Here is a 25968-nt window from a genome sequence, read left to right as displayed (position 1 = left end):
AGGTGCTAGCGCCGGAACTGCTCCTGACAGCGCCCGTCCTCCGCCAGATACGTCTTCGCCCAGGCTCCCAGCTCCCCCAGCGCGGGCTCCAGCGCCGCCCCCGCCTCCGTCAGCCGGTAGGAGACCCGCAGCGGCGGCCCGTCGTCGACCTCGCGCACCACCAGCCCGACCGTCGCCAGCTCGGTGAGCCGGTCGGAGAGCATGCGCTCGCTGATGCCGGGGATGGCACGGCGCAGGTCGGCGAAGTGCACGGGGGCGGGCAGGAGCACGGCCACGATCGGGCCCGTCCAGCGCTTTCCGAGCACCTGGAAGACCTGGGTGATGCCTTTGTCCACCCGCCTGCACGACGCAGCGTCGTGGTTTTCCTGGACCGCCATGCCTTCAGGGTACTGGTCTCCCGTGAGGGAGTGAAAAAAAGTAAGTGACTGTGTTATTCATAGTTACGAACAGAAGCGCAGCTCATGGCGACGGGTCACACCGTGCCCGGGCTGCCAAGAGCACAGCGCTGCCTCGGCGCACCTGTCCGACAACGCTCCGTCGAACCACATCGCCGAACCACCCTCACTGGAGAACTCATGGCCACCCTGCTGCACCTGGACTCGTCCGTCTTCCCGGGTCCCGCCTCGGCGTCCCGCGCCGTCACGGACGCCTTCCGCAAGACCTGGGAGGAGCAGCACCCGGAGGGCACGGTGATCTACCGCGACCTCTCCGTGAATCCCGTGCCGCACATCACCGCCGACGCCCACAGCGCCGGCTTCGCCGATCCGTCCGAGCACACTCCGGAGCAGGCCGCCGCCTTCGCCGCGCGCGTGAAGTTCATCGAGGAACTGGAGCAGGCGGACGCCGTGCTGATCGGCGCGCCCATGTACAACCTCTCGATCCCGTCGACCCTCAAGGCGTGGCTGGACAACGTGATCCTCATCGGCCGTACCGCGGGCGATACCCCGTCCGCCAAGGGCACCCCGGTCACCGTCGTGGCCAGCCGCGGCGGCTCGTACGCGCCGGGCACCCCGCGCGAGGGCTACGAGTACGTGCAGAACTATCTGGAGGCCATCCTCAAGGACATGCTCGGCCTGGACCTCGAATTCATCGTCCCGGAGCTCACGATGGCCCCGCACATGCCGGCGATGTCCGAGCTGGTCCCGCTCTTCGAGGCCTCCCGCGCCAAGGCTCTGCAGGAGGCGGCCGACAAGGCCAGGACCCTCACCGACCAGCTCACGTCCAAGGCGGCCTGACGCTTCACCGCGTGAGCACGCACCACGTGGCCACGCACCCCGGTCGTGCGGCGCCCAAGGCTCCCGAAGCGGCGCCGCACGACCGTTCTTCACCCTCTACGGAGAGGGCACTTTCCCTGACGGGCATCCCTAGGAGACCCATTTCCCCCGGGGCCGCATCGACGGAAGTCGCCCCTACGCGGCCGCTGCCGCCGCCCGGTTGATCCCGTCCGTCTCCAGCACCCGCTCGGCCGCCCCGTCCCGGGCCACCGCGATCATCGCCAGACCCACCTGTTCGGTCGTGGTGATCCGCCGGGGCGCCAGCTTCCGCAGGACGGGCAGCAGGGGCCCGGTCAACGCGTACATCACCCGGTACACCCGGGTCTTCGACCGGATTCCGTGCAGCGGCTGGATGAGCCCGGGCCGGAACATGTACGCCTCCACACCGTCCAGGGCGAGCAGCGCGTTCTCCGTCTCCCCCTTGACCCGCGCCCACATCACACGCCCCTGCCCGGAGCCGTCGGTCCCCTGCCCGGACACGTAACAGAAGGTCAGCCCCGGATTCCAGCGGCCCAGCGAACGCGCCACCTCGAGCGTGAGGTCGTATGTGACCTTCCGGTACGCGTCCTCCTTCATGCCCGCCGACGAAACCCCGAGGCAGAAGAAGCAGGCGTCGTACCCGGAGAGCTCGCCCTCGAGCCCGCCGAGATCCATGAGATCGGTCCGCACGACCTCCCGCAGCTTCGGATGCGAGACCCCCACCGCCGACCGCCCGACCACCAGCACACTCTCCACACCCGAGTCCCGCAGACACTCCCGCAGAACCCCCTGCCCGACCATCCCGGTCGCCCCAAAGAGGATCACCTTCACGAGCCCACTCCCACCACTCAGCCGGACCGGCACCCTAGGCCCTGCCCGCACGGGCCGCGCGCCGCAGGGCCGAAGGGACTCGATCCCGCCACGGATCCTGCTGTTTCACAGGCTCGTGCCGCCCTGCTTCTTCTTCATCCAGGCCTGACAAACCCACCGGACGAGCCCCCCGACAAGGACAGCGACGACGATCGTCCCCCAGTCGATGACATGCGGAAGCCCGGGGAAGAAGCCGAAGAAAGCCAGTGTCACCACCAGCCCCCCGACGAACGCCGCGACCCCGACCCACCGCAGTCGCACATCCCGAGCCCGGTCCCGGCCCGCCTGCTGATCAATCATGAACGGCTCACTTCGTGATGTGGTGGCACTGACTCACCCGGCGCACCCCGTTGACGTACAGATGCGCACACGCCTTTCCATAACGAGGCAGCGTCTGAGGAGAGTTGTTCCGCATCGGGTCAACGCGCGCACCGGCTCGAATGATCATGCAATCATGCCCTGACCTGCGGATTCGTATCTTCGATGCCGTCTGGGTTCCAGCCGGTGGACCGGGCGACCAACCGGGCACCCGACGGCCAGTCGCTCCGCCAGGTCGACCCACCCCGCGACACCTCCCCGGCCCTGACCCAGTGAAGACCCGGCCCACACAAAGCAGGCCCCCGACCGTGAGATACCTCACCGCCAGGGGCCTGTGCCGTCATGGCGTCGGTCGGGGCGCAGGGGCTGTCTGTGTATGTTCCGGGGAACGAAGAACGGGCCCCCACCGGAACTTTCGTTCTGGTGGAGACCCGGTCTCCTGTGGTTGGTGCGCGAGGGGGGAGTTGAACCCCCACGCCCTTGCGGGCACTGGAACCTGAATCCAGCGCGTCTGCCTATTCCGCCACCCGCGCATTGGGTGTGTCGTCCGTCTCTCACCGAGTGGGTGAGCGCCTGCCGACATGCAGAAGATTAGCACGCTGGATGGGGTGGATTCACATCCGTTTCCGAGGGCCGGAGGTGGGGCAGCGGACCTCCGCGGCGGCCCGCCATCAGCCCCGCTTCACCCCCGCATCACCTGCGGGACCGCCTCGGACGGCACCCCGGATCCCTCCGTCCCCACCCTCCACGTATCAACGAGAACCGGTTCACGTATCAACCTCGTACCGGTCCAGGCCATCTCCCCAGGAGGGGGCCAGGGTCCACAGTCGGGTGCGGGACACTGTGGGGACGCCACCTCTACGATCCTTCTCATACGGAGTGCCCGGGGGGAGTTCGAAGAGGGACTTCCGAGGGAACTTCGGGAGGGGACTTCAGTGGGCGTCGACTTCTGTCGACCGGGCCGACAGGGGGAACCAGCCGATTTCCCGGCGCGTGGATACGATCAGTAAGCAGTACCAGGGCAACGACGAAGGAGGAGGTGCCCCATGGGAGTCCTGAAGAAGTTCGAGCAACGTCTCGAAGGTCTGGTCAACGGCACCTTCGCCAAGGTGTTCAAGTCCGAGGTCCAGCCCGTGGAGATCGCGGGAGCGCTCCAGCGCGAGTGCGACAACAACGCCACGATCTGGAACCGCGACCGGACCGTCGTCCCGAACGACTTCATCGTGGAGCTGAGTACGCCCGACTTCGAGCGGCTCAGCCCCTACTCCGGCCAGCTCGGAGACGAGCTCGCCGGCATGGTGCGCGACTACGCCAAGCAGCAGCGATACACCTTCATGGGCACCATCAAGGTGCATCTGGAGAAGGCGGACGACCTGGACACGGGCCTGTACCGGGTCCGCAGCCGTACGCTCGCCTCCTCCGCCAATCAGCAGGCCACTCCCGAGCGCGCACCCGCGGGCCCGCCCCCGGCGGCAGCCCGCGGCCAGGCAGGTGGCTACGGCTACCCGCCCGCGGCCGCTCCTCCCATGCCTGCCGCGCCGCCCCCCGGCGGCCGTCCGGGCGCCGCACCCGCGGGCCAGCGGCCCGCCGCGGCCCCGCAGCCGGGTGGACGTACGCGGCACTGGATCGAGATCAACGGCACCCGCCATCAGATCTCCCGCCCGACTCTGGTGCTGGGTCGCAGCACCGAAGCCGACGTGCGGATCGACGACCCCGGCGTCTCGCGCCGGCACTGTGAGATCCGGACCGGAACGCCCTCGACTGTCCAGGATCTCGGGTCCACCAACGGCATCGTGGTGGACGGGCAGCACACCACCCGCGCTACGCTCCGCGACGGCTCGCGGATCGTCGTGGGCAGCACCACCATCATTTACCGGCAAGCCGAAGGGTGAAGCGGGGGCAATGTCAGAGCTGACCCTCACGGTCATGCGGCTGGGTTTCCTGGCCGTACTGTGGCTGTTCGTGATCGTGGCCGTGCAGGTCATCCGCAGCGACCTGTTCGGAACGCGCGTCACACAGCGCGGCTCGCGCAGGGACGCCAACCGGCCGCAGCAGACCGCGCGCCAAGCCGCGCCGCCGCAGCAGCGCCAGCAGGCGGCACCACCGAGCGGCGGCGGCCGTCAGCGCCGCGGCGCCCCCACCAAGCTGGTCGTCTCCGAGGGCATCCTCACGGGCACGACGGTCGCCCTGCAGGGGCAGACCATCACCCTGGGGCGTGCACACGACAGCACCATCGTGCTGGACGACGACTACGCGTCCAGCAGGCATGCCAGGATCTACCCGGACCGTGACGGCCAGTGGATCGTCGAAGACCTCGGGTCCACCAACGGCACGTATCTCGACCGGAACCGACTGACGACTCCCACGCCGATCCCGCTGGGCGCGCCGATCCGCATCGGCAAGACCGTCATCGAGTTGCGGAAGTAGTGCTACATCATGAATGAGCGCGAGCGGAGCGAGCGGGCAGCGGCGGTCCACACGACGGACCCCGGCACGCTCCCGACCGGAGGGTGGGCACCGTGCGGATGTACCCGGAGCCGACGGGCGAGGTGCGCATGAGTCTGTCACTGCGCTTCGCCGCCGGATCGCACAAAGGCATGATCCGCGAGGGCAACGAGGACTCCGGTTACGCCGGTCCCCGGCTGCTCGCGATCGCGGACGGAATGGGCGGCCAGGCCGCCGGTGAGGTGGCCTCCTCCGAGGTCATCTCCACCATCGTCGCGCTCGACGACGACGTGCCGGGCTCCGACATCCTGACCTCGCTCGGGACGGCCGTTCAGCGCGCCAACGACCAGCTCAGGATGATGGTCGAGGAGGACCCCCAGCTCGAGGGCATGGGGACCACCCTCACCGCGCTCCTGTGGACCGGGCAGCGGCTCGGCCTCGTACACGTCGGTGACTCCCGTGCGTACCTGCTGCGGGACGGCGTGCTGACGCAGATCACGCAGGACCACACGTGGGTGCAGCGCCTCGTCGACGAGGGCCGCATCACGGAGGAAGAGGCCACCACCCACCCGCAGCGCTCCCTGCTGATGCGTGCGCTGGGCAGTGGCGACCATGTCGAGCCGGACCTCTCCATCCGTGAGGTCCGCGCCGGCGACCGGTACCTGATCTGCTCCGACGGGCTGTCCGGGGTCGTCTCCCATCAGACGATGGAGGACACCCTCGCCAGCTACCAGGGCCCGCAGGAGACGGTGCAGCAGCTGATCGAGCTCGCGCTGCGCGGCGGCGGCCCCGACAACATCACGGTCATCGTGGCCGACGTCCTCGACATCGACGGCGGAGACACCCTCGCGGGGCAGCTCTCCGACACCCCCGTCGTCGTGGGCGCGGTCGCCGAGAACCAGCACCAGCTGCACGACAACGGCGCCATGCAGACGCCCGCCGGCCGCGCCTCCAGCCTCGGCCGGCAGGTGCCCGGGCAGGGCGGCGGCGGAGAGTTCGGCCCGCCCGGCAGCGGCGACACCACCGGCTACGTACCCACCGGCGGTTTCGGCGGCTACTCGGACGACGACTTCGTCAAGCCGAGCTCCGGGCGGAAGTGGCTGAAGAGATCTCTCTACATCGCGCTCGCGCTCGGCGTCATCGGCGGCGGACTGTACGGCGGCTACCGCTGGACGCAGACGCAGTACTACGTCGGCTCCAACGACGAGCACGTCGCGCTGTACCAGGGGATCAGCCAGGACCTGGCCTGGGTCTCGCTCTCGAAGGTGGAGAAGGATCACCCCGAGATCGAACTCAAGTACCTGCCGCCGTACCAGCAGAAGCAGGTCAAGGCCACGATCGCCGAGGGCGGTCTGACCGACGCCCGCTCGAAGATCGAGGAGCTGGCCACCCAGGCGTCCGCGTGCAAGAAGGACGCCGAGCGCCGCGAGGCGGAGAGCAAGGAGAACGCGAAGACCGGTGAGGGCGAGGCCGGTGGTGCCACGGGAACCACAAGGACCTCAGCCGCGTCCAAGGCGACACCTACGCCGACCCCGTCGGGGTCCGGTACAACATCGCCCGACCCGTCCAAGTCCACGACCGCACCCACTCCCACACCCGGCCCCAGCCTCTCCGACAAAGAGCAGAAGCTGGTCTCGCTGTGCGGTAAGCAGTAAGCAGCCGTGAGGGGCCCTGTCACACGATGAGCAGTTCTTCCAACCCGTCGACGCACCACACGTCCACGATCGGCTCGATCGGAGCACCGAGCCGACGTAACACCGAGCTCGCGCTGCTGGTGTTCGCCGTGGTCATCCCGGTGTTCGCCTACGCCAACGTCGGCCTGGCCATGAACGACTCGGTGCCGCCCGGGCTGCTGAGCTACGGCCTCGGTCTCGGCCTGCTCGCGGGCGTCGGCCATCTCGTCGTCCGGAAGTTCGCCCCGTACGCGGACCCGCTGCTGCTGCCGCTGGCCACGCTGCTCAACGGCATCGGGCTGGTCGTGGTGTGGCGCCTGGACCAGTCGCAGCGGCTGCAGCAGAGCCCCAACTTCTTCGAGGCGGCCCCCCGCCAGCTGCTGAACTCCGCGCTGGGCGTCGCCCTGTTCGTGGTCGTGCTGATCTTCCTCAAGGACCACCGCGTCCTGCAGCGCTACACCTACATCTCCATGGTCGCCGCGGTGATCCTGCTGCTCCTCCCGCTTGTCCCCGGCCTCGGCGTGAACGTCTTCGGCGCGAGGATCTGGATCAAGATTCCCGGCCTCGGCACCATCCAGCCCGGTGAGTTCGCGAAAATCGCCCTGGCGGTCTTCTTCGCCGGCTATCTCATGGTGAAACGCGACGCCCTGGCCCTGGCCAGCCGCCGCTTCATGGGGCTCTACCTGCCGCGCGGGCGGGACCTCGGCCCGATCGTCGTCATCTGGGCGCTCTCCATCCTGATCCTGATCTTCGAGACCGACCTCGGTACCTCGCTGCTGTTCTTCGGCATGTTCGTGATCATGCTGTACGTCGCCACCGAGCGGACCAGCTGGATCGTGTTCGGTCTGCTGATGTCCGCGGCCGGCGCCGTCGGTGTCGCTTCCTTCGAGTCGCACGTCCAGCAGCGCGTCCAAGCCTGGCTCGACCCGATGCGCGAGTACGAGCTGAGCCAGGAAGGCGTCCTGGGCCACACCGAGCAGTCGATGCAGGCACTGTGGGCCTTCGGCTCCGGTGGCACCCTCGGCACCGGACTCGGCCAGGGCAACTCCGACCTCATCGGCTTCGCCGCCAACTCCGACTTCATCCTCGCCACCTTCGGCGAGGAGCTGGGCCTGGCCGGTGTGATGGCGATCCTGTTGATGTACGGCCTGATCGTGGAGCGCGGTGTCCGTACGGCGCTCGCGGCCCGTGACCCGTTCGGCAAGCTCCTCGCCGTCGGCCTGTCCGGCGCCTTCGCCCTTCAGGTCTTCGTCGTCGCCGGCGGCGTCATGGGCCTGATCCCGCTGACCGGTATGACGATGCCCTTCCTGGCGTACGGCGGTTCCTCCGTCATCGCCAACTGGGCCCTCATCGGCATCCTGATCAGAATCAGCGACACCGCCCGCCGCCCCGCGCCGGCCCCCGCGCCCAACCCCGACGCCGAGATGACCCAGGTGGTCCGACCGTGAACAAGCCCCTGCGCCGGATCGCGATCTTCTGCGGGCTCCTCGTCCTCGCGCTGCTCATCCGCGACAACTGGATCCAGTACGTCCAGGCCGACTCGCTGAAGAAGGACACGAAGAACCGCCGAGTCGCCATAGCGCGCTACGCCACACCGCGCGGCGACATCATCGTCGACGGCAACCCGATCACCGGGTCCACGAAGACGAGCGGCGACGACTTCAACGACTTCGAGTACAAGCGCACCTACAAGGACGGCGCGATGTGGGCCCCCGTCACGGGCTACGCCTCGCAGGCCTTCGGCGCCACGCAGTTGGAGAGCATCGAGGACGGCATCCTCACCGGCAACGACGACCGGCTCTTCTTCCGCCGCACCCTCGACATGATCACCGGCAAGAAGCAGGAGGGCGGCAACGTCGTCACCACGCTCAACGCCGCCGCGCAGAAAGCCGCGTACAAGGGTCTGCTGAAGCAGGGCAAGGGTGCCGTCGCCGCGATCGACCCGGAGACCGGCGCGATCCTGGCCCTGGCCTCCACCCCCTCGTACGACCCCTCGACGTTCGCCGGGAACTCCACCAAGGTCGACGGCGAGGCCTGGAACAAGCTCCAGAAGAAGAACAACCCCGACGACCCGATGCAGAACCGGGCGCTGCGCGAGATCTACCCGCCCGGGTCGACCTTCAAGGTGGTCACGGCCGCGGCCGCGCTGGAGCACGGCATCGCCGACAGCGCCGATGAGAAAACCGACTCGCCGCTTCCGTACACCCTGCCGGACACCACCACCGAGCTGAAGAACGAGGGGAACATCCCCTGCAAGAACGCGACGCTGCGCGAGGCGCTGCGCGTGTCCTGCAACACCGTCTTCGGCAAGCTCGGTGTCGACGTCGGCAAGGAGGACATGCTGGAGACGGCGAAGAAGTTCGGCTTCAACGAGGAGCAGTTCGTACCGATCCGCTCCAGCGCCTCCAACTTCCCCGAGAAAATGGACAGGCCGCAGACCGCGCTCAGCTCGATCGGCCAGTTCGAGACGGCCACGACGCCGCTGCAGATGGCCATGGTGGCCTCGGCCATCGCCAATGACGGCACGCTCATGAAGCCGTACATGGTCGACAAGCTCCAGGCGCCGAGCCTCGACGTCATCGAGCAGACCGAGCCCTCCGAGATGAGCGAGCCGCTGTCCGAGAAGAACGCCCAGATCCTTCAGTCGATGATGGAGACGGTCGTCAAGGAGGGCACCGGCACCAAGGGCCAGATCAACGAGGACGGCGTCACCGTCGGCGGCAAGACCGGTACCGCCCAGCGTGGTGTCGACAACAGCGAGAACCCGTACGCCTGGTTCATCTCGTACGCGAAGCTCGACGACGGCAGCTCCCCGGTCGCCGTCGCCGTGGTCGTCGAGGACGAGAGCGCCAACCGTGACGACATCTCCGGCGGCGGTCTCGCGGCACCGATTGCGAAGGACGTGATGAAGGCAGTCATCGACAGCAAGAAGTGACCCCGCTCACGTCCCCTTCACATCGGTGCACGTTGCGATACCGGTCCTGTATCGGGTGACGGTTGTGGCCAGGTCAGTCAAGGCGAGCCGGGTACGGTATGCCCGGACAGCACACCGCCGGACCACACGTGGTGTGGTCAGGACCGTCGGAGAGGGCTGGTAGGTAGCTATGGAAGAGCCGCGTCGCCTCGGCGGCCGGTACGAGCTGGGCCACGTGCTCGGCCGTGGTGGCATGGCGGAGGTACATCTCGCCCATGACACCCGGCTCGGCCGCACGGTGGCGGTGAAGACGCTGCGAGCGGACCTCGCGCGCGATCCGTCGTTCCAGGCCCGGTTCCGCCGGGAGGCCCAGTCGGCCGCCTCGCTCAACCATCCCGCGATCGTCGCCGTGTACGACACGGGTGAGGACTACATCGAGGGCATCTCCATCCCGTACATCGTGATGGAGTACGTCGACGGGTCCACGCTGCGAGAGCTGCTGCACTCCGGGCGCAAGCTGCTGCCCGAGCGCGCCATGGAGATGACCATCGGCATCCTCCAGGCGCTCGAGTACTCGCACCGCAACGGAATCGTCCACCGCGACATCAAGCCGGCGAACGTCATGCTGACGCGCAACGGCCAGGTCAAGGTCATGGACTTCGGTATCGCCCGCGCCATGGGCGACTCCGGCATGACGATGACGCAGACCGCGGCGGTCATAGGAACCGCGCAGTACCTGTCCCCGGAGCAGGCGAAGGGCGAGCAGGTCGACGCCCGCTCCGACCTGTACTCCGCGGGCTGTCTGCTGTACGAGCTCCTGACGGTCCGCCCGCCGTTCATCGGGGACTCCCCGGTCGCGGTCGCGTACCAGCACGTACGCGAGGAGCCGCAGGCGCCCAGCGTCTTCGACCCCGAGATCACGCCCGAGATGGACGCCATCGTCCTGAAGGCGCTCACCAAGGACCCGGACTACCGGTACCAGTCCGCCGACGAGATGCGCGTCGACATCGAGGCCTGCCTCGACGGCCAGCCCGTCGCGGCCACGGCGGCCATGGGCTCCGTGGGCTACGGCGGCTACCCGGACGACCGGCCCACCACCGCGCTGCGCTCCACGGACGCGCAGGCCACGTCCATGCTGCCCCCGATGAACCCGGACGACGGCGGCTTCGGCTACGACGACCGTGCGGGGCGCCGACGCCAGCAGAAGAAGAGCAACACCTCGACGATCCTGCTGGTCGTCGCGGGTCTGCTCGTGCTGGTCGGCGCGATCCTCATCGGCAAGTGGGCGTTCACCGGACAGGGCGGGTCGGGCGACGACGCGTTCCCGGCGCCGAACTTCGTGAACCAGACCCAGTCCGAGGCCGAGAAGCTGGCGACCAACCGCGAGCTGGAGCTGAAGATCGACTCCAAGCCCTGCGAGAACACCCCGAAGAACAGTGTCTGCGCCCAGAACCCGAGGGCGGAGACGCAGGTCAAGAAGGGCGACACGATCACGCTGACCGTGTCGACGGGGGCGCCGAAGGTCGCGGTACCGAACGTCATCGACGACCCGGTCGACGAGGCCACGGAGAAGCTCGAGGACGACAAGTACGGCTTCACGGTCAAGACGGAGTCCAAGGAGTCCAGCGAGACACCCGGCACGGTCCTCGAACAGGACCCGACGGCGGGCGACGAGGTGGAGAAGGGCTCCACGATCACCCTCACCGTCGCCAAGGAGAAGGAACAGTCCACTGTTCCGGACGTCAGCGGCCTGAGCTGTGACGACGCCAAGGCGCAGATGGAGCAGAACGACCTCAAGGGAACCTGCACCGACGTGGAGACCGACGACGACAACCTCGTCGGCAAGGTCGTCGCCACATCGCCCACGGCCAACTCCTCAGCCGACCCGGGCTCCACGGTGAACATCCAGATCGGCAAGGCGGCGGAGGAAGAAGAAGAATTCGCCATGCCGAAGGTGACCCAGATGACCCTCGCCCAGGCCAAGCAGGTTCTTGCGCAGAACAACCTTCAGCTCGGCAACATCCAGGGGTCGCAGGACGACAACGCCATCGTCCTCGCCAGCAACCCGCAGGAGGGCCAGCAGGTGAAGGCCGGCGACAGGGTCAACCTCGGGACGATCGACGCCGGGCAGCAGAACAACGGCGGCAACGGCAACGGCGGCCTCATCGGAGGCGGCGGCTGAGCAGCCCTCCGCCAAGAGGACTGACGCCCTCCCTCCAGTACTACGACGGAGTCCTCGGCACCCTTTCGCAGGGTGCCGAGGACTCCCTCATGTTGTCCGGCAGCAACAACCCGAAAGAGGGCTCCTAGGTGAGGAGAGACGACCATGTCGACCTCTTCACGGCCGACTCCGAGCAGAACGAGGGGAATCTTCGAGGGCGTCAATAGCAGAGACGACCTACCCGGAAATATGAACCGTCGATTACTGGATCTTGTGACTACTCAGTCGAGTAGTCACAATCCTCCACAACATAGACTTTCGTGCGTTACAGGCCATCAAAGTCCCGTTCCAGGAATTCCCTCAACAGAGCACCGAGTGACCTTCATCCAAGAAGGTGCCACACAGGCGACACTCGAGACAGTTGGCCCAATTTTCCTGAATGGCGGAAATTCCGCCATCGAATAAACGCCCGAAATCACCTGCTGCACCACTTGCCCATGACAAGAATTACCATACAATATGATGATCGCGAGGTAGAGCTTATCCCCAACCGGCCGTCACACAGAGGAATGAAATGAGCCACAAGAAGGCAGTCATAGCCGTCACGTCTACACTCCTTGTAGCCTTCGCATTCATCCACCCGGCGTCAGCTGCGACTACCGCAGCGGAGTTTGACGAAACGGTATTGAAGCCCGAAGGCCCTCCGTCCGCGCCCCACAGCGAGTGCGAAACGACCCCGAAAATCAAGGTGTGCTTCGAGGCGGGAGGCGACAAAATCTGGCTTAAGGACCTCAACGGGGGAGACATATATCCCGCGAAGACCAACTGGTCAATCCGGGGAGGGCGCTATGGACAATGCGCTGGCACTCACACGGCGGGAAAGTGGGGAGTATGCAACAAGAATTTCCCCGAAAATAAAACAATCGACTTCGTCATGCATCATTCGAGTAATGATTACACTTTCACGGCAACGACTTAATAGAAAATAGAGTGACCGAACACCGGGCTGGCCGACAGTCGGCAACAAGTGGTCTTCGCCGCTGCGCCCTGGTTGGATTCCAAGCCGCTTCCATAAGAACACGCGACGAGCCCTCGCTGAGCCTATGACCTGTGCCTTCGACCAGCAGGTACCACCCGTCCAGGCCCCTTACGGAAGCAGTTTTGTGGCCGGAGTTCGCGTACCGTATATCTGTGTGCACATCGATCGTGTCTTCATATGTCATGAATCGTTGACGAGATGGGGTGGGGAATCTAGCTCGGCCCGGCCAACAGCCTCGCCCCTCCGTCGGAGTATCGGGTTTGCCTCGTTAAGGGCGGCCACAAGTTCGTCAGATTCAAGACAAGCCTCACGACCTGAGGGTCCCAGATATATTTGAGGCCTGGGAATGTGCCTTTGAGCGCAGACCCGGGTCTCAAATGCTTTCAAGGGCTCCCGCAAACCCGACTGCCATGCCTCACAGAAAACGTGAGTTGCGCCACTTCTCACCGCCTCCAGCTTCCATCGGTTTCTCCCCTCGTTGAGCGGGTGGGGTGGAGCATCAGTGTTCCCCCTCGGCCCATCAGCCCGTACACGAGGAGAGGGGCAAGACCGTGATCAACGAGGCAGCTCTGCTGGAATCGAAGACCCTGCGCGACAGCGCGCTGGAGCGCACGGAAGTCCTCGACAGAGTCAAGGCACTGTCACTGCTGCCGGACGGCATGCATGTGACTACGGCGATGGTCGCCACGTACTTCCAGGTGGGCATCAAGGCCATCCGTTCCCTGGTGGTCGATCACCGAGCAGAACTGGAAGCAAACGGCTACCGGGTTTTGACAGGTTCAGAACTGAGCTCCTTCAAGGAGCTCAGTGGGATTCAGTCACGCACAGCATCCCTCGCGCTCTTCTCCCGCCGCGCAGTCCTCAACGTCGCCATGCTCCTCCGCGACAGCGAAGTCGCACGTCAGGTGCGTACGTACCTGCTCGACATGGAGTACATAGCTCGCACGCAGCCTGTGGATAACTCTGTCCACAGTGACGCCGCCTCCCTCGACGACCGCATCGACCAACGCATCACCCACGTCCTCGGCAGGACCGTCGTTCCGATGTTCAACGCCCTGATCGAGACATCGAGCGAGCACCGTCAGGAACTGATCGCCCTGCGCACCGGCGTCCAGCGCATCGAGCGGCGGCTCCGCCAGCACAACGCCCGGCTGCACCGGCTGGAAGGCCCCCGCGAGGACCGGCCACTCGCCGGAGTCATGGCGTCCCTCGACGCCATGAACGGAGCCGAGTTCGAGGAGCACGTCGCCGAACTGCTGCGCCGCGACGGCTGCACCGCTGTCGTCGTACGTGGCGGCCACGGAGACCGAGGCGTGGACATCACCGGACGTACCGCCGCCGGGCGGCACCTCGTCGTGCAGTGCAAGAGATTCGCGCCTTACGTCTCCGTCACCAGCCCCGACGTCCAGAAGTTCCTCGGCGCGGCCAAAGTCCTCCACAACGCGGAAGTGGCGCTCTACGTCGCCACATGCCCGTTCACGCGCGACGCCTTGAACATCGCGGCCGACGGCGGCATCACCGCCGTAGCTCGCACACTGCTTGAGGCATGGGCTTCAGGGACGACGCTGGACGTCCTGGGATAACTGCCAAGGCCCGAAGCCGCAAAAGGACGTTGCGGCTTCGGGCCTCGTTCATGCTAGAGGACTGGGATCCTTGAAGGACCCCAGTCACGCTCAGCGCAGTTCCGGCGGCGGGGTCCGCTCGTCGTTGACCTTCTCCACGCGGTCCAGCTCGCCCCAGACGACGTACCGGTAGCGGGACGTGTAGACGGGCGTGCAGGTCGTGAGCGTGATGTAGCGGCCGGCCTTCTTCTTGCCCGATTCCTTGGGGACGGGCCCGAGGACCTTGACGTTGAACTTCGACGTCTCGGGAAGGGTCGCGTAGACCTTGTAGACGTACCAGTCGTCCTTGGTCTCGAAGACGATCGCGTCGCCCTTCTTGAGCTTGTCGATGTTGTGGAACTTGGCGCCGTGGCCGTCGCGGTGGGCGGCCAGCGAGAAGTTGCCCTTCTTGTCCTGCGGGAGGGCGGACTTGACGGGGTCGGTGTAGTAGCCGGCGATGCCGTTGTTGAGGGACTTCGTTGAGGTGCCCTTCTTGACCAGCACCTCGCCGTTCTTCATCGCCGGGACGTGCAGGAAGCCGATGCCGTCCTTGGTGTCCAGACCGACCGGGCCACGGTCCTCCGCCCAGTGGTCGCGCACCTTGTCGCCCTGCTTGTCGGCCTCACGGTCCGCGACGACGTTCGTCCACCACAGCGAGTAGGCGACGAACAGGCCGAGGATCAGGCCCGCCGTGATGAGGAGTTCGCCGAAGACACTGACGGCCGCCGCGATCCGGCCGCCGCGGCGCCGCGGCGCGGGCGAGGACGCCCGGGCGTCCGTGTGCTCTTCGTGGTCGGTCGTCGCTGCCACTGCGTTGCCCCGTCTGGTCTCTCAGGAATCTTTGAATGTCGTGAAGCGTGGGCCGCTGGTTGCCCGGGGTCTCAGTCGACGAGGGCGTCCGGTTTGCCCTTGTCGCGTGATCGTTCCTCGACCATCGTGCCCCAGACGATCATCCGGTACTTGCTGGTGAATTCCGGGGTGCAGGTGGTGAGAGTGATGTAGCGGCCCGCCTTGGTGAAGCCCGCGCCCTTGGGGATCGCGTCCAGGACGGCCGTGTTGCTCGGCGACGTTACCGGCAGGATCGACGCCATCTTGTACACGAAGTACTTGTCCTGCGTCTCCACGACGATCGGGTCGCCCGGCTTCAGGCGGTTGATGTAGCGGAACGGTTCGCCATGGGTGTTGCGATGCCCGGCCAGACCGAAGTTGCCCGTCTTGGCGTCCGGCATCGCCGTCTTCACGCCCTCCTCGGCGTAGTGGCCGACCATGCCGCGGTCCAGCACCCGCTTCTTGTCGGTGCCCTCGGCTATCGGCACGACCACATCGAGCTTCGGGATGTGCAGGAGGGCGAAGCCCTGGCCCGGCTCGAACACCCCCGGGTTCCGCTTGCCGTTGGCCCAGTCGTCCTGGAGGCTGCTCGCCTCGTTGCCCGCCTGCGCGTGCGCCCGGACGTTCGTCCACCAGAGCTGGTACGTCACGAACAGCAGCATCAGTACACCGGTGGTGATGAACACCTCGCCGATCGCCCGGCTGGCCATCACGGCCGCGCCCGGCTTCCGTGCCCGCGCCGCGCGCCGCGCCTCCATGCGGGAGAGAGGCGCTCCGGACGCCGCCCCGCTCTCCTGGGCCTCCTGCCCCTCCTGTGCCCCACCGGCCCCACCATGCCGCCCGTGGCGCTTGGAGGCCTTGCGACGGGCCGCACGGCCACCACCCGGCACCCCGGCGCCGCTTCCGGCCCCTGTGGGCGGTACGGCGCGCTCAGCGGGTCGGGGCGTCGGGATTCCCGGTATGGACTCGATGTCCGCTATGCGCAGCCCGACCGTCTCGTCGTCGACCAAGGGCTGCTGCTCGTACGGAGCGGAGTACGCCGGAGCCGGGGAACTCGCCGGGCTCATCGGGCCGGACGCGCTCAGCGGGCCCGTCGAGCTCAGCGGGCTCGTCGGACTCAGCAGGTCCGGCTGCGCGTACGCCCCGTCGTACGACGTCTGCGGCGCCCCTCCGTAGGACGGTCGCTGCTCCTCCCCGTACGGGGCTTGCGGCTCGTACGGCCTCTGGGGCTCGTACGGCTGCGGTTGCGGTTGCGGTTGCGGTTGCGGTTGCGGCCCGGCATACGACGACGGCTGCCCCGTTTCGGCGTACCCGTGTGCGGGCTCCGCCTGCGCGCGGCGCACCGGCTCCGCGTACGAGGAAGCGGTCTGCCCGGCGTTCCAGTCCTGCGGATACCCCTGGGGGTCGTACCACTCCTGCTCGGGCGCCGCGGGCGGCCGCTGCCCCGGCAGGGGGTCGCTGAGCGGGTCGGCGAGCCCGTCGACGGCGGCCCGCATCGCACCGCTCGGCCGGGCATCACCGTTCGGCCGGGCGTCACCGTTCGGTGCCCCGAAGTCACGGGACGGCTCGAAGGCCGCCGCCCCCTCGAAGGCGCCCGCCGCCTCAAACGCCTCAGCGCCCCCGTACAAGGCGTCCTCGCCGTACGGGGCGGCGCTGTCGCGCTCGGGGCGCAGGGCGGTCACGCCGTGGCCCTGCCCACCACCGGGGCGAGCCCGACCGATCTGGCGACGGCTCCCTGGTCCCCGCACTCCACCAGCCAGTTGGCCAGCATGCGGTGACCGTGCTCGGTCAGCACGGACTCGGGGTGGAACTGCACACCCTCGACCAGGAGTTCACGGTGCCTGAGCCCCATGATGATTCCGTCGTGCGTACGGGCCGTGACCTCCAGCTCGACAGGGACGGTCTTCGGCTCGGCGGCCAGCGAGTGGTAGCGGGTGGCGGTGAAGGGCGACGGAAGCCCCGCGAACACCCCCCTGCCCTCGTGCTCGACGAGCGAGGTCTTGCCGTGCAGCAGCTCGGGCGCGCGGTCCACGACCCCGCCGTACGCCACCTGCATCGACTGCATCCCGAGGCAGACCCCGAAGACGGGGATGCCGGTCTCGGCGCAGTGCCGGACCATGTCGACGCAGACTCCGGCCTCTTCGGGCGTGCCGGGGCCGGGCGACAGCAGTACGCCGTCGAAGCCGTCCTGTGCGTGCAGCGCCGACACCTCGTCGTTGCGCAGGACCTCGCACTGGGCGCCCAGCTGGTAGAGGTACTGGACCAGGTTGAAGACGAAGCTGTCGTAGTTGTCGACGACGAGAATCCGCGCGCTCACTGGTTGTCCACCGTCACATCGTTGAAGGGCAGCAGCGGTTCGGCCCACGGGAAGACGTACTGGAAGAGCACGTAGACCGCCGCGAGGACCAGCACGAGGGAGATCAGTGCCTTGATCCACGTGTTCCCCGGCAGATGCCGCCAGATAAAGCCGTACATGCCGTCCCTTCCGTCGCACCACGGCACCAGACTCACGCCGTACCAGACCAGACTAACGGCGTAGGGCCCCCGGTTTCCCAGCCTCTACAGGCTGGGTCGAGTCAAGATGTGCCCAGACGATCAGCCGGTGACTGTGGCCCCATTCCGGCTCGCAGGTCGTCAGCGTGAGATACCGGCCCGCACGCGTGTACCCCGACTTCTTCGGTACGGGGTCAATGACCGCTATGTCACTCGGCAATGTTTTGTAGGGCTTTGTGTCGATGCGATACGTGAACCAGGTCGTCCCGTCGGTCAGCACCACCGAGTCACCCGGCCGCAGCCTGGGGAAATCCTTGAACGGGTCCCCGTACGTGCGCCGGTGGCCGGCGACGGCGAAGTTCCCCGGCTCTCCGAGCTGTGCGGTGCTCGCGTAGTGGCCGAGGCCCTTCTTGAGGGTGCCCGCCCTCGTGCCTTCGAGCACGGGCTTGTTCCACGTGAAACCAAGCCGCGGGATGTACATCACAGCGAAGGGCTTGCCGTCCTTGTACGGGGTCGGCTCCTCGGGGCTCGTGCCGGGGGCGCCCGTCCCCGTGGACCTCGGCTCCTTGGGCCCGGCCGCCACGGAACCCTTCGACCACTGCTCCTGGAGCTGGGCGATCTGGTCGTCCATCGCGGTGTCGGCCTTCACACCCGTCCAGAACAGCACGTACACCACGAAGAGCACGATCACGGTGCCGACGGTGATGCACAGCTCACTGAACGTCCTGACGACCACTCGCACCGACACAAGGTCCCCCAGCGGCAGCGGCTCCACTACTCCATGGGCTCTTACCCCACGGGCAGCTACTCCACAGGCTTCGCGTAGTGGAGATCCACTGTGCCCGAGTAGCCGGGCAGAGTCACGGTCCCGTCCTCGTCGACTTTCCAGCCGAGCCCGTAGACGTTGACGTACACCATGTAGTTCTGGATCGCCTTGGACGCCGAGAGGGCCTTCTGGAGCTTCTCCGGGTCACCGACCGCCTGGATCTTGTACGGGGGCGAGTAGACGCGGCCCTGGAGGATCAGGGTGTTTCCCACGCAGCGGACGGCGGAGGTGGAGATCAGCCGCTGGTCCATGACCTTGATGCCCTTGGCACCGCCCTGCCACAGGGCGTTCACCACGGCCTGGAGGTCCTGCTGGTGGATGACCAGGTAGTCGGGCTGCGGCTCTGGGTAGCCGGGGAGCTTGGCGGTGGCGTTCGGGGGCGCGTCGTTGAGAGTGACCGTGAGGGCCTCGCCCTTGAGCTTCTGGGTGCCCGCGTTCTTCTCCAGGGCGGCGAGCTTGGCCTCCTCCGCCTTCGTACTGCCGTTGTCCCGCTCGGCGAGTGTCTCCACGTCCTCACGCAGCGATCCGTTGCTCTCGTCGAGCTGCCCGTTCTTGTGGCTGCGCTCCTGAATCAGGTCGGAGAGCTTCAGCAGCGAGGCGTCCGTACGGATATTGGTGCCCTTGGCCGTGTTGAAGCTGGTGAAGAAGATCAGTCCGGCCAGGGCGAACACGGCCACGGTCAGCACCCGCACCGGCCGGAAACGCCGGATTGTGCCAGGGCTGGAACCTGACTGGGGAGAGTCGGCAGAATTGCTCAACGTACCCTTATCTCCTTCGGCGCCGCGGAAGCACTACGCTAACGGACGCCCGGGGGAGCGCTAAGAGTCCCCTTGTACGCTGCCCCGGAGCCAGCCCACGTTCCCTGCGCGGCCACGCAGCGCATCGACAGGAGAGACCCTCGTGCCGAAGTCACGTATCCGCAAGAAGGCCGACTACACGCCGCCCCCGGCGAAGCAGGCGACCAACATCAAGCTGAACAGCCGTGCCTGGGTCGCCCCGGTCATGCTGGCCATGTTCCTCATCGGCCTCGCCTGGATCGTCGTGTTCTACGTGACGGACGGTTCGCTGCCGATCGACGCGTTGGGCAACTGGAACATCGTGGTGGGCTTCGGCTTCATCGCGGCGGGATTCGGCGTTTCCACGCAGTGGAAGTAACGCGGCCATAAGGTGTCGGGAGCCTGTACCGGGGCTTCTACGTGCCTGTGTCCGCAAGCCGTGGCCCAAGTTGTCCACTGAGTTATCCACAAGGGTTTCCACAGTGTGGATAGGTCTGAAGATCTGTGGATAACCCATCCGGTGTTGACGCCGGTGTGACTGACCTACCGGTATCCGCAAGTGCGTTCGCCCCCTGTCCCGCCTGGGGAAACCCAGGTCAGGGACAGGGGGCACACTTGTTCCTGCACAGCATGCACAAGATCCGCCACGGTCTGTGGACAACGTGGGCTCGCGCGGGATTCCCAGGCGGGTCGGGACTTGACTTTCGGACGGGTCGACTGGTTCGGCTCAGGTGGGCCGGGCCCTTCGGCTCGGGTGGGCCCGGCAGCTCGGCTCAGGTGAGCTGGCCGGTCCTCACCAGTGTCATGACCACAACCGCGATCAGCACCAGCGCGCACACGCCGTACTGGATCAGGGCCCGCCGCTCGCGGGGCGCGTGCACCATCGCGTAGCCGATCACCACACCGCCGACGAGGCCGCCGATGTGGGCCTCCCAGGCGATGTTGCTCCACCCGAAGGTGAAGATCAGGTTGATCACCAGCAAGGCGATCACCGGGCGCATGTCGTAGTTGAGCCGCCGCATGAGGATGGCGGTCGCACCGAACAGGCCGAAGATCGCGCCGGAGGCACCGAGCGACGGCTGGTTCGGCTCGGCGATCAGATAAGTGAGCGCACTGCCGGCGAGGCCGGACACCGCGTACAGGGCGATGTAGCGGGCGCGGCCGAGGGCCGCCTCCAGGGGGCCGCCGATCCACCACAGACTGAGCATGTTGAAGGCGATGTGGATATAGCTGCCGTGCAGGAACATCGCCGTGACCATCCGGTACCACTGGCCCTCGGCGACGCCCTCGACGCTTCCGAGGATCGGCACAAAGGCCCGGCCGATGAGGTCGAAGCTGTCGGTGAAGCGGTCGCCCACGGAGAGCTGGACCAGGAAGACGGCGAGATTGAGCCCGACGAGAATCTTGGTGATCAGCCGGGGATCCGCGGCGACCGTGCCGCCGGCGAGGGTGCGGGGCTGGGCGGCGTCGGGGGCATGACCCGTGCCGGAACCGTTCCGCACGCATTCCGGGCACTGGAAGCCGACGGAGGCGCTGATCATGCACTCGGGGCAGATGGGACGCTCGCAGCGCGTACAGCGGACACCGGTCTCCCGGTCCGGGTGCCGGTAACAGGTGGGCAGGCTCGCGGCACCCTGTGGTTCCTGCGGGCTGCCTGGCGCCTGGTCCATCGGGATCCCCTCATCCTCTGTACGCATTTGGTACGCAACGCACCGCCCCGCTCATCCTTACGGATGGGCGGGGCGTTTGGTTCCCTGCGGGAGGCCTCTCTCGGTTTCCTCCGAGGGCCTCGATTCCCTCCGGGAGCCTCGGTTCAGCGGGTCTCGATGACGACCGACTCGATGACCACGTCGCTGACCGGGCGGTCGGTGCGCGGGTTGGTCTGCGCGGAGGCGATGGCGTCCACGACCTTCTGGCTGGCCCCGTCGCTCACCTCACCGAAGATGGTGTGCTTGCGGGTCAGCCAGGCCGTCGGGGAGACGGTGATGAAGAACTGGGAGCCGTTGGTGCCCGGGCCGGCGTTCGCCATGGCCAGCAGGTACGGCTTGTCGAAGCCGAGGTCGGGGTGGAACTCGTCCTCGAACTCGTAGCCGGGACCGCCGGTGCCGTTGCCCAGCGGGTCGCCGCCCTGAATCATGAATCCGCTGATCACCCGGTGGAAGACCGTGCCGTCGTAGAGCTTGTCCGTGGACTTCGCACCCGTGGCCGGGTTGGTCCACTCACGCTCGCCCTTGGCGAGCTCGACGAAGTTCCGGACCGTCTTGGGCGCGTGGTTCGGCAGGAGCCGCACTTCGATGTCGCCGTGATTGGTCTTCAGGGTGGCGTAAAGCTGCTCAGCCACGATCTGCCTTCCGTTGTCCTTTGTGACTCCCCGATCCTCGCACGGACCGCGCCCCTCGTCTTGCGTCACCGCCGCTCCGGACCGCTTCAACCGCTTCGCACCAAACCAGCGCACAGTACGGGGATCCGTGACATTGTCGTGGCAAGCTCCCGTTGCACCGTATTGATCAGTTATTGCCCCGAGTACGCCCGGAGTCGGCTCTCATGACCCGGATGCCCGCCCTCGCATGCCCCGGAGCTCTCCGGCAGGCATGATCCGGATAAGGGTGGAAAGGTGAACTGTGACTTGCTGGGGGATGGCCCCAAGCCCCCAAGTACGCCACCGAGGAGGAGGATCCCGTGACCCGCAAGGACAGCGTGCGCGCAGCGGCCGAGTCGGCAAAGGACAGCGTGCGGCACGCCGCGGAAGTGGTGGCGCCCTACGCCGACACGACCAGGGACCGCGCCACGCAGTATGCGCACGAAGCACGCGTCAAGCTCGCGCCGAAGGTGTCGGCCGCCGCGCTCCAGGCCGCTGAACAGGCACGCACGCAGTACGACGCCCATCTCGCCCCGCGTCTTGAGCAGGCGCGGACGCATGTGCCGCCGAAGGTCGACCAGGCCGCCCACGAGGCAGCGGTCCGCACCCGCAAGGCCGCGCGGCAGGCGGCGGACTACTCCCGGCCGAGGATCGAGCAGGCCAGGGTCGCGGCCGGCCCCGTTCGCGATGAGGCCACGTCCCGCAGCGTGGCGGCTCTGGCCGCGCTGCGCGGTCAGGTCTCGGCCAAGCAGGTGGAGAAGCTGGTCCGTAAGCAGGAGCGGCGGGCCAGGGTCGGCCGCCTCGCCAAGGGCCTCGCCGTGCTGGGCATCCTGGCCGGTGGCGCCTTCGCCGCCTGGAAGTGGTGGGACAAGCAGGCCAACCCCGACTGGCTGGTCGAACCGCCCGCCGCCACGGAGGTCCCGGAGGGCGGCCACCTGACCTCGGTCGACGGCAACGCCCAGGACGAACTCGACCCCGAGGTCCAGGCCAAGCAGGCCGAGGCGGAGGCCGCGGAGCACAAGGACCGCGGCTGACGCGGCCGTAGGACATCACATCGTGGGGGCAGGAGGCACCGGTGCCTCCTGCCCCCACGATGTTTCACGTGGAACCAGCTCCGGTCCTGTTTCACGTGAAACCGGCCTGTCGTGAAACCGGCATCGCGTGAGGCCGGGCTCGCGTGGAGCCGGGCTTTACGTGGAGCCGGTCGCGGTGCGGCGCGGGCGCCTGCGTTCCGGCAGAGGCTTGTGCTTGCGGGTGCGGCGGGGTGCTTCCGCCGAACCGCCGACCACCGGTGCGGTCGGAGTCGAGGAGACAGGGGCCGTGGCCGTGAGAGCCCTGATGCGGTCGGTGAAGTCGGGGTCGGGGAGGGGAAGGTCCAGGTCGTCGTCCACGAAGGCGACGGCCGCGGGCACGTAGTGCAGGACGGCGTTGACCGGTTCGGGCACGGGTGCGTCGTCCGGCTTGAGCGCGCGGAGGATGCGCAGCGTGGTGGTGATCTCGACCTCGGGTCCGGCCTCCGCGTCGGCGACGACGTCGGTCTGGGTGTGCTGGGTGTGCCACCAGTCGGCGGCTCCGTGCTCGCCCAGGGCCCGGTGGTGCAGATAGAGGCAGTAGCTGGCGGCGGGGTCGCCGGCCCCTGCGGCGTACTGCCACCAGAAACGGGCTGACTCCTCGCGCTCGGAGAGTTGCAGCATGCACCCCAGAACGCGGGCCCCGGACGGTTCGGGAAGTGCCCGGGCGAGAAAGATCCGGAGGTCGGCGAGGGCTCCGGTGTGGGTGATCACGGTCTCGCAGAGGGTCTGGAGATCGTCTGCGGCGGAGCTTTCGTCCACCGACCCCTCGCGGGCCTGTCCTCTGCCTGGAGAGTGTTCGTCGGCCGGGGTCCCGTCGGCTGCACCTCTCCCGACCGGGTTCTTGCCGAGGACGCTCGCACCGGCCAGGTCTGTGTCGGCAGGCGCGGAGGCGTTGTGGGTAGGGGGCGTGGGGCAGTGGGGTTCCTCGGGTGCGTCGCACCGAACCGCCGCTCGGGTGGCCAGGCGGGCGGCGGCCGCGTCGATGTCCGCCGCGGTGTAGGGCTCGCGGCGCAGCCTGGCGCGGGCGAGCAGCTCGTCAATGTGCGATGTCATCGGCATGCCCTTCCTCGCTCCCGCTCCGCGCGAAGTCATCGCGTTCGCCCTCGCCCTGTGCGGGGCTCTCAGACCGCGTGGCCTCAAGTCGCCTCTTGACCCCGTACGCGTGCTCCAGCCGTCGCCTGGCGTGGCGGACGGTGGAACGTACGCCTGCCGGGGTGATCCCGAGCGCGGCCGCCACCTCCTCCACGGTGAAGCCCTGGCCGAACTGCAGGAGCATGACGTCCATCTGACGTGGGGGAAGCTGTCCGATCGCCTCGTAGAGGCTGAGGCTCTCCTCGAACTGGCCTATGGGGTCGACCGCCTGACTGAGCGCCACTGTCTCGAAGGCGGCCTCGCCGATGAGGGCGGGGCGGCGGTCCCGGGCCCTGGAGAAGTCGATGGTGGTGTGCCTGAGCACGCGCCAGGCGTACGCGGTCGGGTTCTCCTTCGTCAGGACGGTGGACCAGGCCCTGAGCAACTTCTCGAAGGCCGCGTCGACGGCCTCCTCGGCATCGGCCCTGCTGCCCAGCCGGATCTCCGCCCAGTGGACGTAGATCGGCCGGTACATCCGGTGGAATGCCTCGAAATCCAGCGGCAGTTTCCTCATCGGCCGGGCGCCGGTCGCGGTTCGGGGAAGTTCCTGGCTCACGTCTGTCCCTCCGTACCGCTCTCGCGCCGCATCTCGCCGATGCCGGCCCGAACTCCGGCCGCGGCCACGCGGCGCAGCAGACCGAGCACGTCACGGCCGAGCACCCGCAGGGCGAGCACCGCCAGGATCACATCGTCGGCAACGTCCAGATTCACGTGCGGTTTTGCCTCTCCTTACAGAAGGCGAGGCCTCGTGGCGTTCCTGGCGGCCTCGGGAGGGCGCCTGTTTTACGCCCTCCGTTCACGATGACGTTTGCAACGGGCCAGGTGTGCAACACCCGCACAGACTTTCTTAACGGAGCGCAGTGTTCTGATTACGTATCTTCGTTCACAGCAGCTCACACAAGCCTTCACGACTTCTACGCGCCACCCTCACGCCACCTCAGCGACCTGCGCAGCGACCGCATCGCCCCCGAACCGGGCATCTCTTTGCGCAAACAATCGCAAACATCATCACTGTCGCCTTGTGACGCACGTCACCGCGCACACCCCCTGTGGCGCTCCGGCGCTCAAGGAGGGCAGGGCCGACGAGCTTGACAAGGCCACGTCACTACAGGACAGACGGGCAATTCCCTGCCACCTCACACCCGTTGAAGAGCCCACCGCGGCGTGGAACCGCCCCTGAGGGACGCGATACCGAACGGCTCGACGGTCGATGGCAGGCGGTGCCCACAACGCCACCCCGGGACGGCCGGGACACCCCAGGAGTCCCCCCGGACCCAGATCCGAACCTCCCCGCCCGCACGCACCACGGCATGAGAAAACCCCCTCCGACCTGCGAATACGCGGGTCGGAGGGGGTTCTTCGTGTGGAGCCTAGGGGAGTCGAACCCCTGACATCTGCCATGCAAAGACAGCGCTCTACCAACTGAGCTAAGGCCCCGGAAGAGAGGCATCCGCCAGAAGGATCCCCTTCTGAGCAGCGCCGCAGACCAGAGTACCGGGTCACCCCGGGTATCCCGCAAAAAGATTGGGGGTCCCCGCGAACGACCACTCTCCGTAAGATGCTCGACGTGGTTCGCTACAGCGAACCACGGTACTTGGGGAAGCGATGGGGAGACGCGAATGGACGCCGCACAGCAGGAAGCAACCGCAAGAGCCCGGGAGCTGCAGCGGAACTGGTACGGAGAGCCGTTGGGGGCGCTCTTCCGTAGGCTCATAGATGACCTGGGGCTCAATCAGGCCCGCCTCGCCGGAGTGCTCGGCCTGTCGGCGCCCATGCTGTCGCAGCTGATGAGCGGCCAGCGCGCCAAGATCGGGAACCCCGCGGTGGTCCAGCGCGTACAACTGCTGCAGGACCTGGCGGGACAGGTGGCGGACGGCAGTGTGAGCGCTGCCGAGGCCACCGAGCGCATGGACGAGATCAAGAAGTCGCAAGGGGGCTCGGTGCTCAGCAACACCACGCAATCGACGACCAGTTCGGGGGGTGCACCCACGGTCAAGCGTGTGGTGCGCGAGATCCAGTCACTGCTGCGTTCGGTCGCTGCCGCGGGGGACATCATCGAGGCGGCCGACACTCTCGCCCCGACCCACCCGGAACTGGCAGAGTTCCTCCGGGTGTACGGAGCCGGCCGCACCTCGGACGCGGTCGCCCACTACCAGTCCCACCAGAGCTGAGCACATCGCCCGGCCGCCGAACACCCGGTAACCGCAG

At 67.3% G+C, this 25968-nt stretch carries 25 protein-coding genes and 2 tRNA genes; 11 read left to right on the top strand and 16 right to left on the bottom strand.

The window, feature by feature from the left end:
- Window positions 1–5: 5 nt before the first annotated feature.
- Window positions 6–377, bottom strand: coding sequence for a winged helix-turn-helix transcriptional regulator (locus QF035_RS26640; protein ID WP_307523111.1), 372 nt, complete (start codon window positions 375–377; stop codon window positions 6–8).
- Between the two features lie 198 nt (window positions 378–575).
- Here QF035_RS26640 and QF035_RS26635 point away from each other — a divergent pair, with 198 nt between their 5' ends.
- Window positions 576–1235, top strand: coding sequence for an FMN-dependent NADH-azoreductase (locus QF035_RS26635; RefSeq protein WP_307523110.1), 660 nt, complete (start codon window positions 576–578; stop codon window positions 1233–1235).
- A gap of 174 nt (window positions 1236–1409) precedes the next feature.
- On the opposite strand, the gene QF035_RS26630 is transcribed toward QF035_RS26635, so the two are convergent.
- The 3 genes from QF035_RS26630 to QF035_RS26620 all read right to left on the bottom strand — a co-directional run bounded on the left by QF035_RS26630 (window position 1410) and on the right by QF035_RS26620 (window position 2974).
- Entirely contained in the window at window positions 1410–2084 is a 675-nt protein-coding gene (locus QF035_RS26630) for an epimerase (RefSeq protein ID WP_307523109.1), read from the bottom strand.
- 105 nt (window positions 2085–2189) lie between these two features.
- Window positions 2190–2423, bottom strand: a complete 234-nt coding sequence (locus QF035_RS26625) for a hypothetical protein (protein WP_307523108.1) — start codon at window positions 2421–2423, stop codon at window positions 2190–2192.
- A gap of 464 nt (window positions 2424–2887) precedes the next feature.
- Window positions 2888–2974 (bottom strand) — tRNA-Leu (locus QF035_RS26620).
- A gap of 513 nt (window positions 2975–3487) precedes the next feature.
- Here QF035_RS26620 and QF035_RS26615 point away from each other — a divergent pair.
- The 7 genes from QF035_RS26615 (at window position 3488) to QF035_RS26585 (ending at window position 14256) form a co-directional block, all read left to right on the top strand.
- Entirely contained in the window at window positions 3488–4333 is an 846-nt protein-coding gene (locus QF035_RS26615; RefSeq protein ID WP_190230799.1) for an FhaA domain-containing protein, read from the top strand.
- Window positions 4334–4343: 10 nt separating this feature from the next.
- A complete protein-coding gene (locus QF035_RS26610) occupies window positions 4344–4868 on the top strand; it encodes an FHA domain-containing protein FhaB/FipA (RefSeq protein ID WP_143641383.1) in 525 nt (174 codons plus the stop codon).
- Between the two features lie 98 nt (window positions 4869–4966).
- Window positions 4967–6541, top strand: coding sequence for a Stp1/IreP family PP2C-type Ser/Thr phosphatase (locus QF035_RS26605; protein ID WP_307531435.1), 1575 nt, complete (start codon window positions 4967–4969; stop codon window positions 6539–6541).
- A 26-nt stretch (window positions 6542–6567) separates the two neighbouring features.
- A complete protein-coding gene (locus QF035_RS26600) occupies window positions 6568–8007 on the top strand; it encodes an FtsW/RodA/SpoVE family cell cycle protein (RefSeq protein ID WP_307523107.1) in 1440 nt (479 codons plus the stop codon).
- A complete protein-coding gene (locus tag QF035_RS26595; RefSeq protein WP_307523106.1) occupies window positions 8004–9494 on the top strand; it encodes a peptidoglycan D,D-transpeptidase FtsI family protein in 1491 nt (496 codons plus the stop codon). The genes QF035_RS26600 and QF035_RS26595 overlap by 4 nt, the downstream gene beginning before the upstream one ends.
- A 169-nt stretch (window positions 9495–9663) precedes the next feature.
- Window positions 9664–11655 (top strand): Stk1 family PASTA domain-containing Ser/Thr kinase, encoded by a 1992-nt coding sequence (pknB, locus tag QF035_RS26590; protein ID WP_307523105.1) that lies wholly within the window; start codon window positions 9664–9666, stop codon window positions 11653–11655.
- A gap of 1569 nt (window positions 11656–13224) precedes the next feature.
- A complete protein-coding gene (locus tag QF035_RS26585; protein WP_307523104.1) occupies window positions 13225–14256 on the top strand; it encodes a restriction endonuclease in 1032 nt (343 codons plus the stop codon).
- 90 nt (window positions 14257–14346) lie between these two features.
- Here the strand turns inward: QF035_RS26585 and QF035_RS26580 are convergent, their stop codons facing one another.
- From QF035_RS26580 to QF035_RS26555, 6 genes are all read right to left on the bottom strand, one after another.
- Window positions 14347–15084, bottom strand: a complete 738-nt coding sequence (locus QF035_RS26580) for a class E sortase (protein WP_307523103.1) — start codon at window positions 15082–15084, stop codon at window positions 14347–14349.
- 71 nt (window positions 15085–15155) lie between these two features.
- On the bottom strand, window positions 15156–16226 hold the full coding sequence (locus QF035_RS26575) for a class E sortase (RefSeq protein WP_444968453.1): 1071 nt from the start codon (window positions 16224–16226) through the stop codon (window positions 15156–15158).
- Between the two features lie 554 nt (window positions 16227–16780).
- Entirely contained in the window at window positions 16781–17419 is a 639-nt protein-coding gene (locus QF035_RS26570; protein ID WP_200397078.1) for an aminodeoxychorismate/anthranilate synthase component II, read from the bottom strand.
- Window positions 17416–17577, bottom strand: coding sequence for a hypothetical protein (locus QF035_RS26565; RefSeq protein WP_107102406.1), 162 nt, complete (start codon window positions 17575–17577; stop codon window positions 17416–17418). Before QF035_RS26565 ends, QF035_RS26570 begins: the two co-directional genes overlap by 4 nt.
- A gap of 52 nt (window positions 17578–17629) precedes the next feature.
- The gene (locus QF035_RS26560; RefSeq protein WP_307523102.1) at window positions 17630–18337 is read right to left on the bottom strand and encodes a class E sortase; all 708 of its coding nucleotides are present in this window, start codon (window positions 18335–18337) and stop codon (window positions 17630–17632) included.
- 62 nt (window positions 18338–18399) lie between these two features.
- Window positions 18400–19179, bottom strand: a complete 780-nt coding sequence (locus tag QF035_RS26555) for a DUF881 domain-containing protein (protein WP_307523101.1) — start codon at window positions 19177–19179, stop codon at window positions 18400–18402.
- A gap of 142 nt (window positions 19180–19321) precedes the next feature.
- Here QF035_RS26555 and crgA point away from each other — a divergent pair, with 142 nt between their 5' ends.
- The gene (gene crgA, locus QF035_RS26550) at window positions 19322–19576 is read left to right on the top strand and encodes a cell division protein CrgA (protein ID WP_055613069.1); all 255 of its coding nucleotides are present in this window, start codon (window positions 19322–19324) and stop codon (window positions 19574–19576) included.
- Between the two features lie 394 nt (window positions 19577–19970).
- Here the strand turns inward: crgA and QF035_RS26545 are convergent, their stop codons facing one another.
- Window positions 19971–20867, bottom strand: coding sequence for a rhomboid family intramembrane serine protease (locus QF035_RS26545; protein ID WP_307523100.1), 897 nt, complete (start codon window positions 20865–20867; stop codon window positions 19971–19973).
- A gap of 143 nt (window positions 20868–21010) precedes the next feature.
- Window positions 21011–21538: a peptidylprolyl isomerase gene (locus tag QF035_RS26540; RefSeq protein ID WP_143641373.1), complete on the bottom strand. Its 528-nt coding sequence runs from the start codon at window positions 21536–21538 to the stop codon at window positions 21011–21013.
- 338 nt (window positions 21539–21876) lie between these two features.
- Between QF035_RS26540 and QF035_RS26535 the strand changes: the two genes are divergently transcribed.
- The gene (locus QF035_RS26535; RefSeq protein ID WP_307523099.1) at window positions 21877–22590 is read left to right on the top strand and encodes a DUF5324 family protein; all 714 of its coding nucleotides are present in this window, start codon (window positions 21877–21879) and stop codon (window positions 22588–22590) included.
- 156 nt (window positions 22591–22746) lie between these two features.
- On the opposite strand, the gene QF035_RS26530 is transcribed toward QF035_RS26535, so the two are convergent.
- The 4 genes from QF035_RS26530 to QF035_RS26515 form a co-directional block, all read right to left on the bottom strand.
- Window positions 22747–23682, bottom strand: coding sequence for a hypothetical protein (locus tag QF035_RS26530; protein ID WP_307523098.1), 936 nt, complete (start codon window positions 23680–23682; stop codon window positions 22747–22749).
- The gene (locus QF035_RS26525) at window positions 23666–24316 is read right to left on the bottom strand and encodes a sigma-70 family RNA polymerase sigma factor (RefSeq protein ID WP_307523097.1); all 651 of its coding nucleotides are present in this window, start codon (window positions 24314–24316) and stop codon (window positions 23666–23668) included. The genes QF035_RS26530 and QF035_RS26525 overlap by 17 nt, the downstream gene beginning before the upstream one ends.
- Window positions 24313–24471 (bottom strand): hypothetical protein, encoded by a 159-nt coding sequence (locus tag QF035_RS26520; RefSeq protein WP_307523096.1) that lies wholly within the window; start codon window positions 24469–24471, stop codon window positions 24313–24315. The genes QF035_RS26525 and QF035_RS26520 overlap by 4 nt, the downstream gene beginning before the upstream one ends.
- Window positions 24472–25124: 653 nt before the next feature.
- Window positions 25125–25197, bottom strand: a tRNA-Ala gene (locus tag QF035_RS26515).
- 182 nt (window positions 25198–25379) lie between these two features.
- Between QF035_RS26515 and QF035_RS26510 the strand changes: the two genes are divergently transcribed.
- Window positions 25380–25931, top strand: coding sequence for a helix-turn-helix domain-containing protein (locus QF035_RS26510; RefSeq protein ID WP_055613072.1), 552 nt, complete (start codon window positions 25380–25382; stop codon window positions 25929–25931).
- Window positions 25932–25968: the final 37 nt, after the last annotated feature.

The sequence above is a fragment of the Streptomyces umbrinus genome (assembly GCF_030817415.1).
Taxonomy (GTDB): Bacteria; Actinomycetota; Actinomycetes; order Streptomycetales; family Streptomycetaceae; genus Streptomyces; species Streptomyces umbrinus_A.
The sequence above is the reverse complement of the archived record's forward strand: the minus strand, read 5'-3'. Positions and strand labels throughout refer to the sequence as shown.

What these genes read in the sequence shown, in the direction of transcription:
- QF035_RS26640 (WP_307523111.1), bottom strand. Translation starts at nt 377, where the DNA reads ATGGCGGTCCAGGAAAACCACGACGCTGCGTCGTGCAGGCGGGTGGAC.
- QF035_RS26600 (WP_307523107.1), top strand. Translation starts at nt 6,568, where the DNA reads ATGAGCAGTTCTTCCAACCCGTCGACGCACCACACGTCCACGATCGGC.
- QF035_RS26510 (WP_055613072.1), top strand. Translation starts at nt 25,380, where the DNA reads ATGGACGCCGCACAGCAGGAAGCAACCGCAAGAGCCCGGGAGCTGCAG.
- QF035_RS26610 (WP_143641383.1), top strand. Translation starts at nt 4,344, where the DNA reads ATGTCAGAGCTGACCCTCACGGTCATGCGGCTGGGTTTCCTGGCCGTA.
- QF035_RS26635 (WP_307523110.1), top strand. Translation starts at nt 576, where the DNA reads ATGGCCACCCTGCTGCACCTGGACTCGTCCGTCTTCCCGGGTCCCGCC.
- QF035_RS26605 (WP_307531435.1), top strand. Translation starts at nt 4,967, where the DNA reads ATGTACCCGGAGCCGACGGGCGAGGTGCGCATGAGTCTGTCACTGCGC.
- pknB (WP_307523105.1), top strand. Translation starts at nt 9,664, where the DNA reads ATGGAAGAGCCGCGTCGCCTCGGCGGCCGGTACGAGCTGGGCCACGTG.
- QF035_RS26565 (WP_107102406.1), bottom strand. Translation starts at nt 17,577, where the DNA reads ATGTACGGCTTTATCTGGCGGCATCTGCCGGGGAACACGTGGATCAAG.
- QF035_RS26545 (WP_307523100.1), bottom strand. Translation starts at nt 20,867, where the DNA reads ATGGACCAGGCGCCAGGCAGCCCGCAGGAACCACAGGGTGCCGCGAGC.
- QF035_RS26530 (WP_307523098.1), bottom strand. Translation starts at nt 23,682, where the DNA reads ATGACATCGCACATTGACGAGCTGCTCGCCCGCGCCAGGCTGCGCCGC.
- QF035_RS26625 (WP_307523108.1), bottom strand. Translation starts at nt 2,423, where the DNA reads ATGATTGATCAGCAGGCGGGCCGGGACCGGGCTCGGGATGTGCGACTG.
- QF035_RS26615 (WP_190230799.1), top strand. Translation starts at nt 3,488, where the DNA reads ATGGGAGTCCTGAAGAAGTTCGAGCAACGTCTCGAAGGTCTGGTCAAC.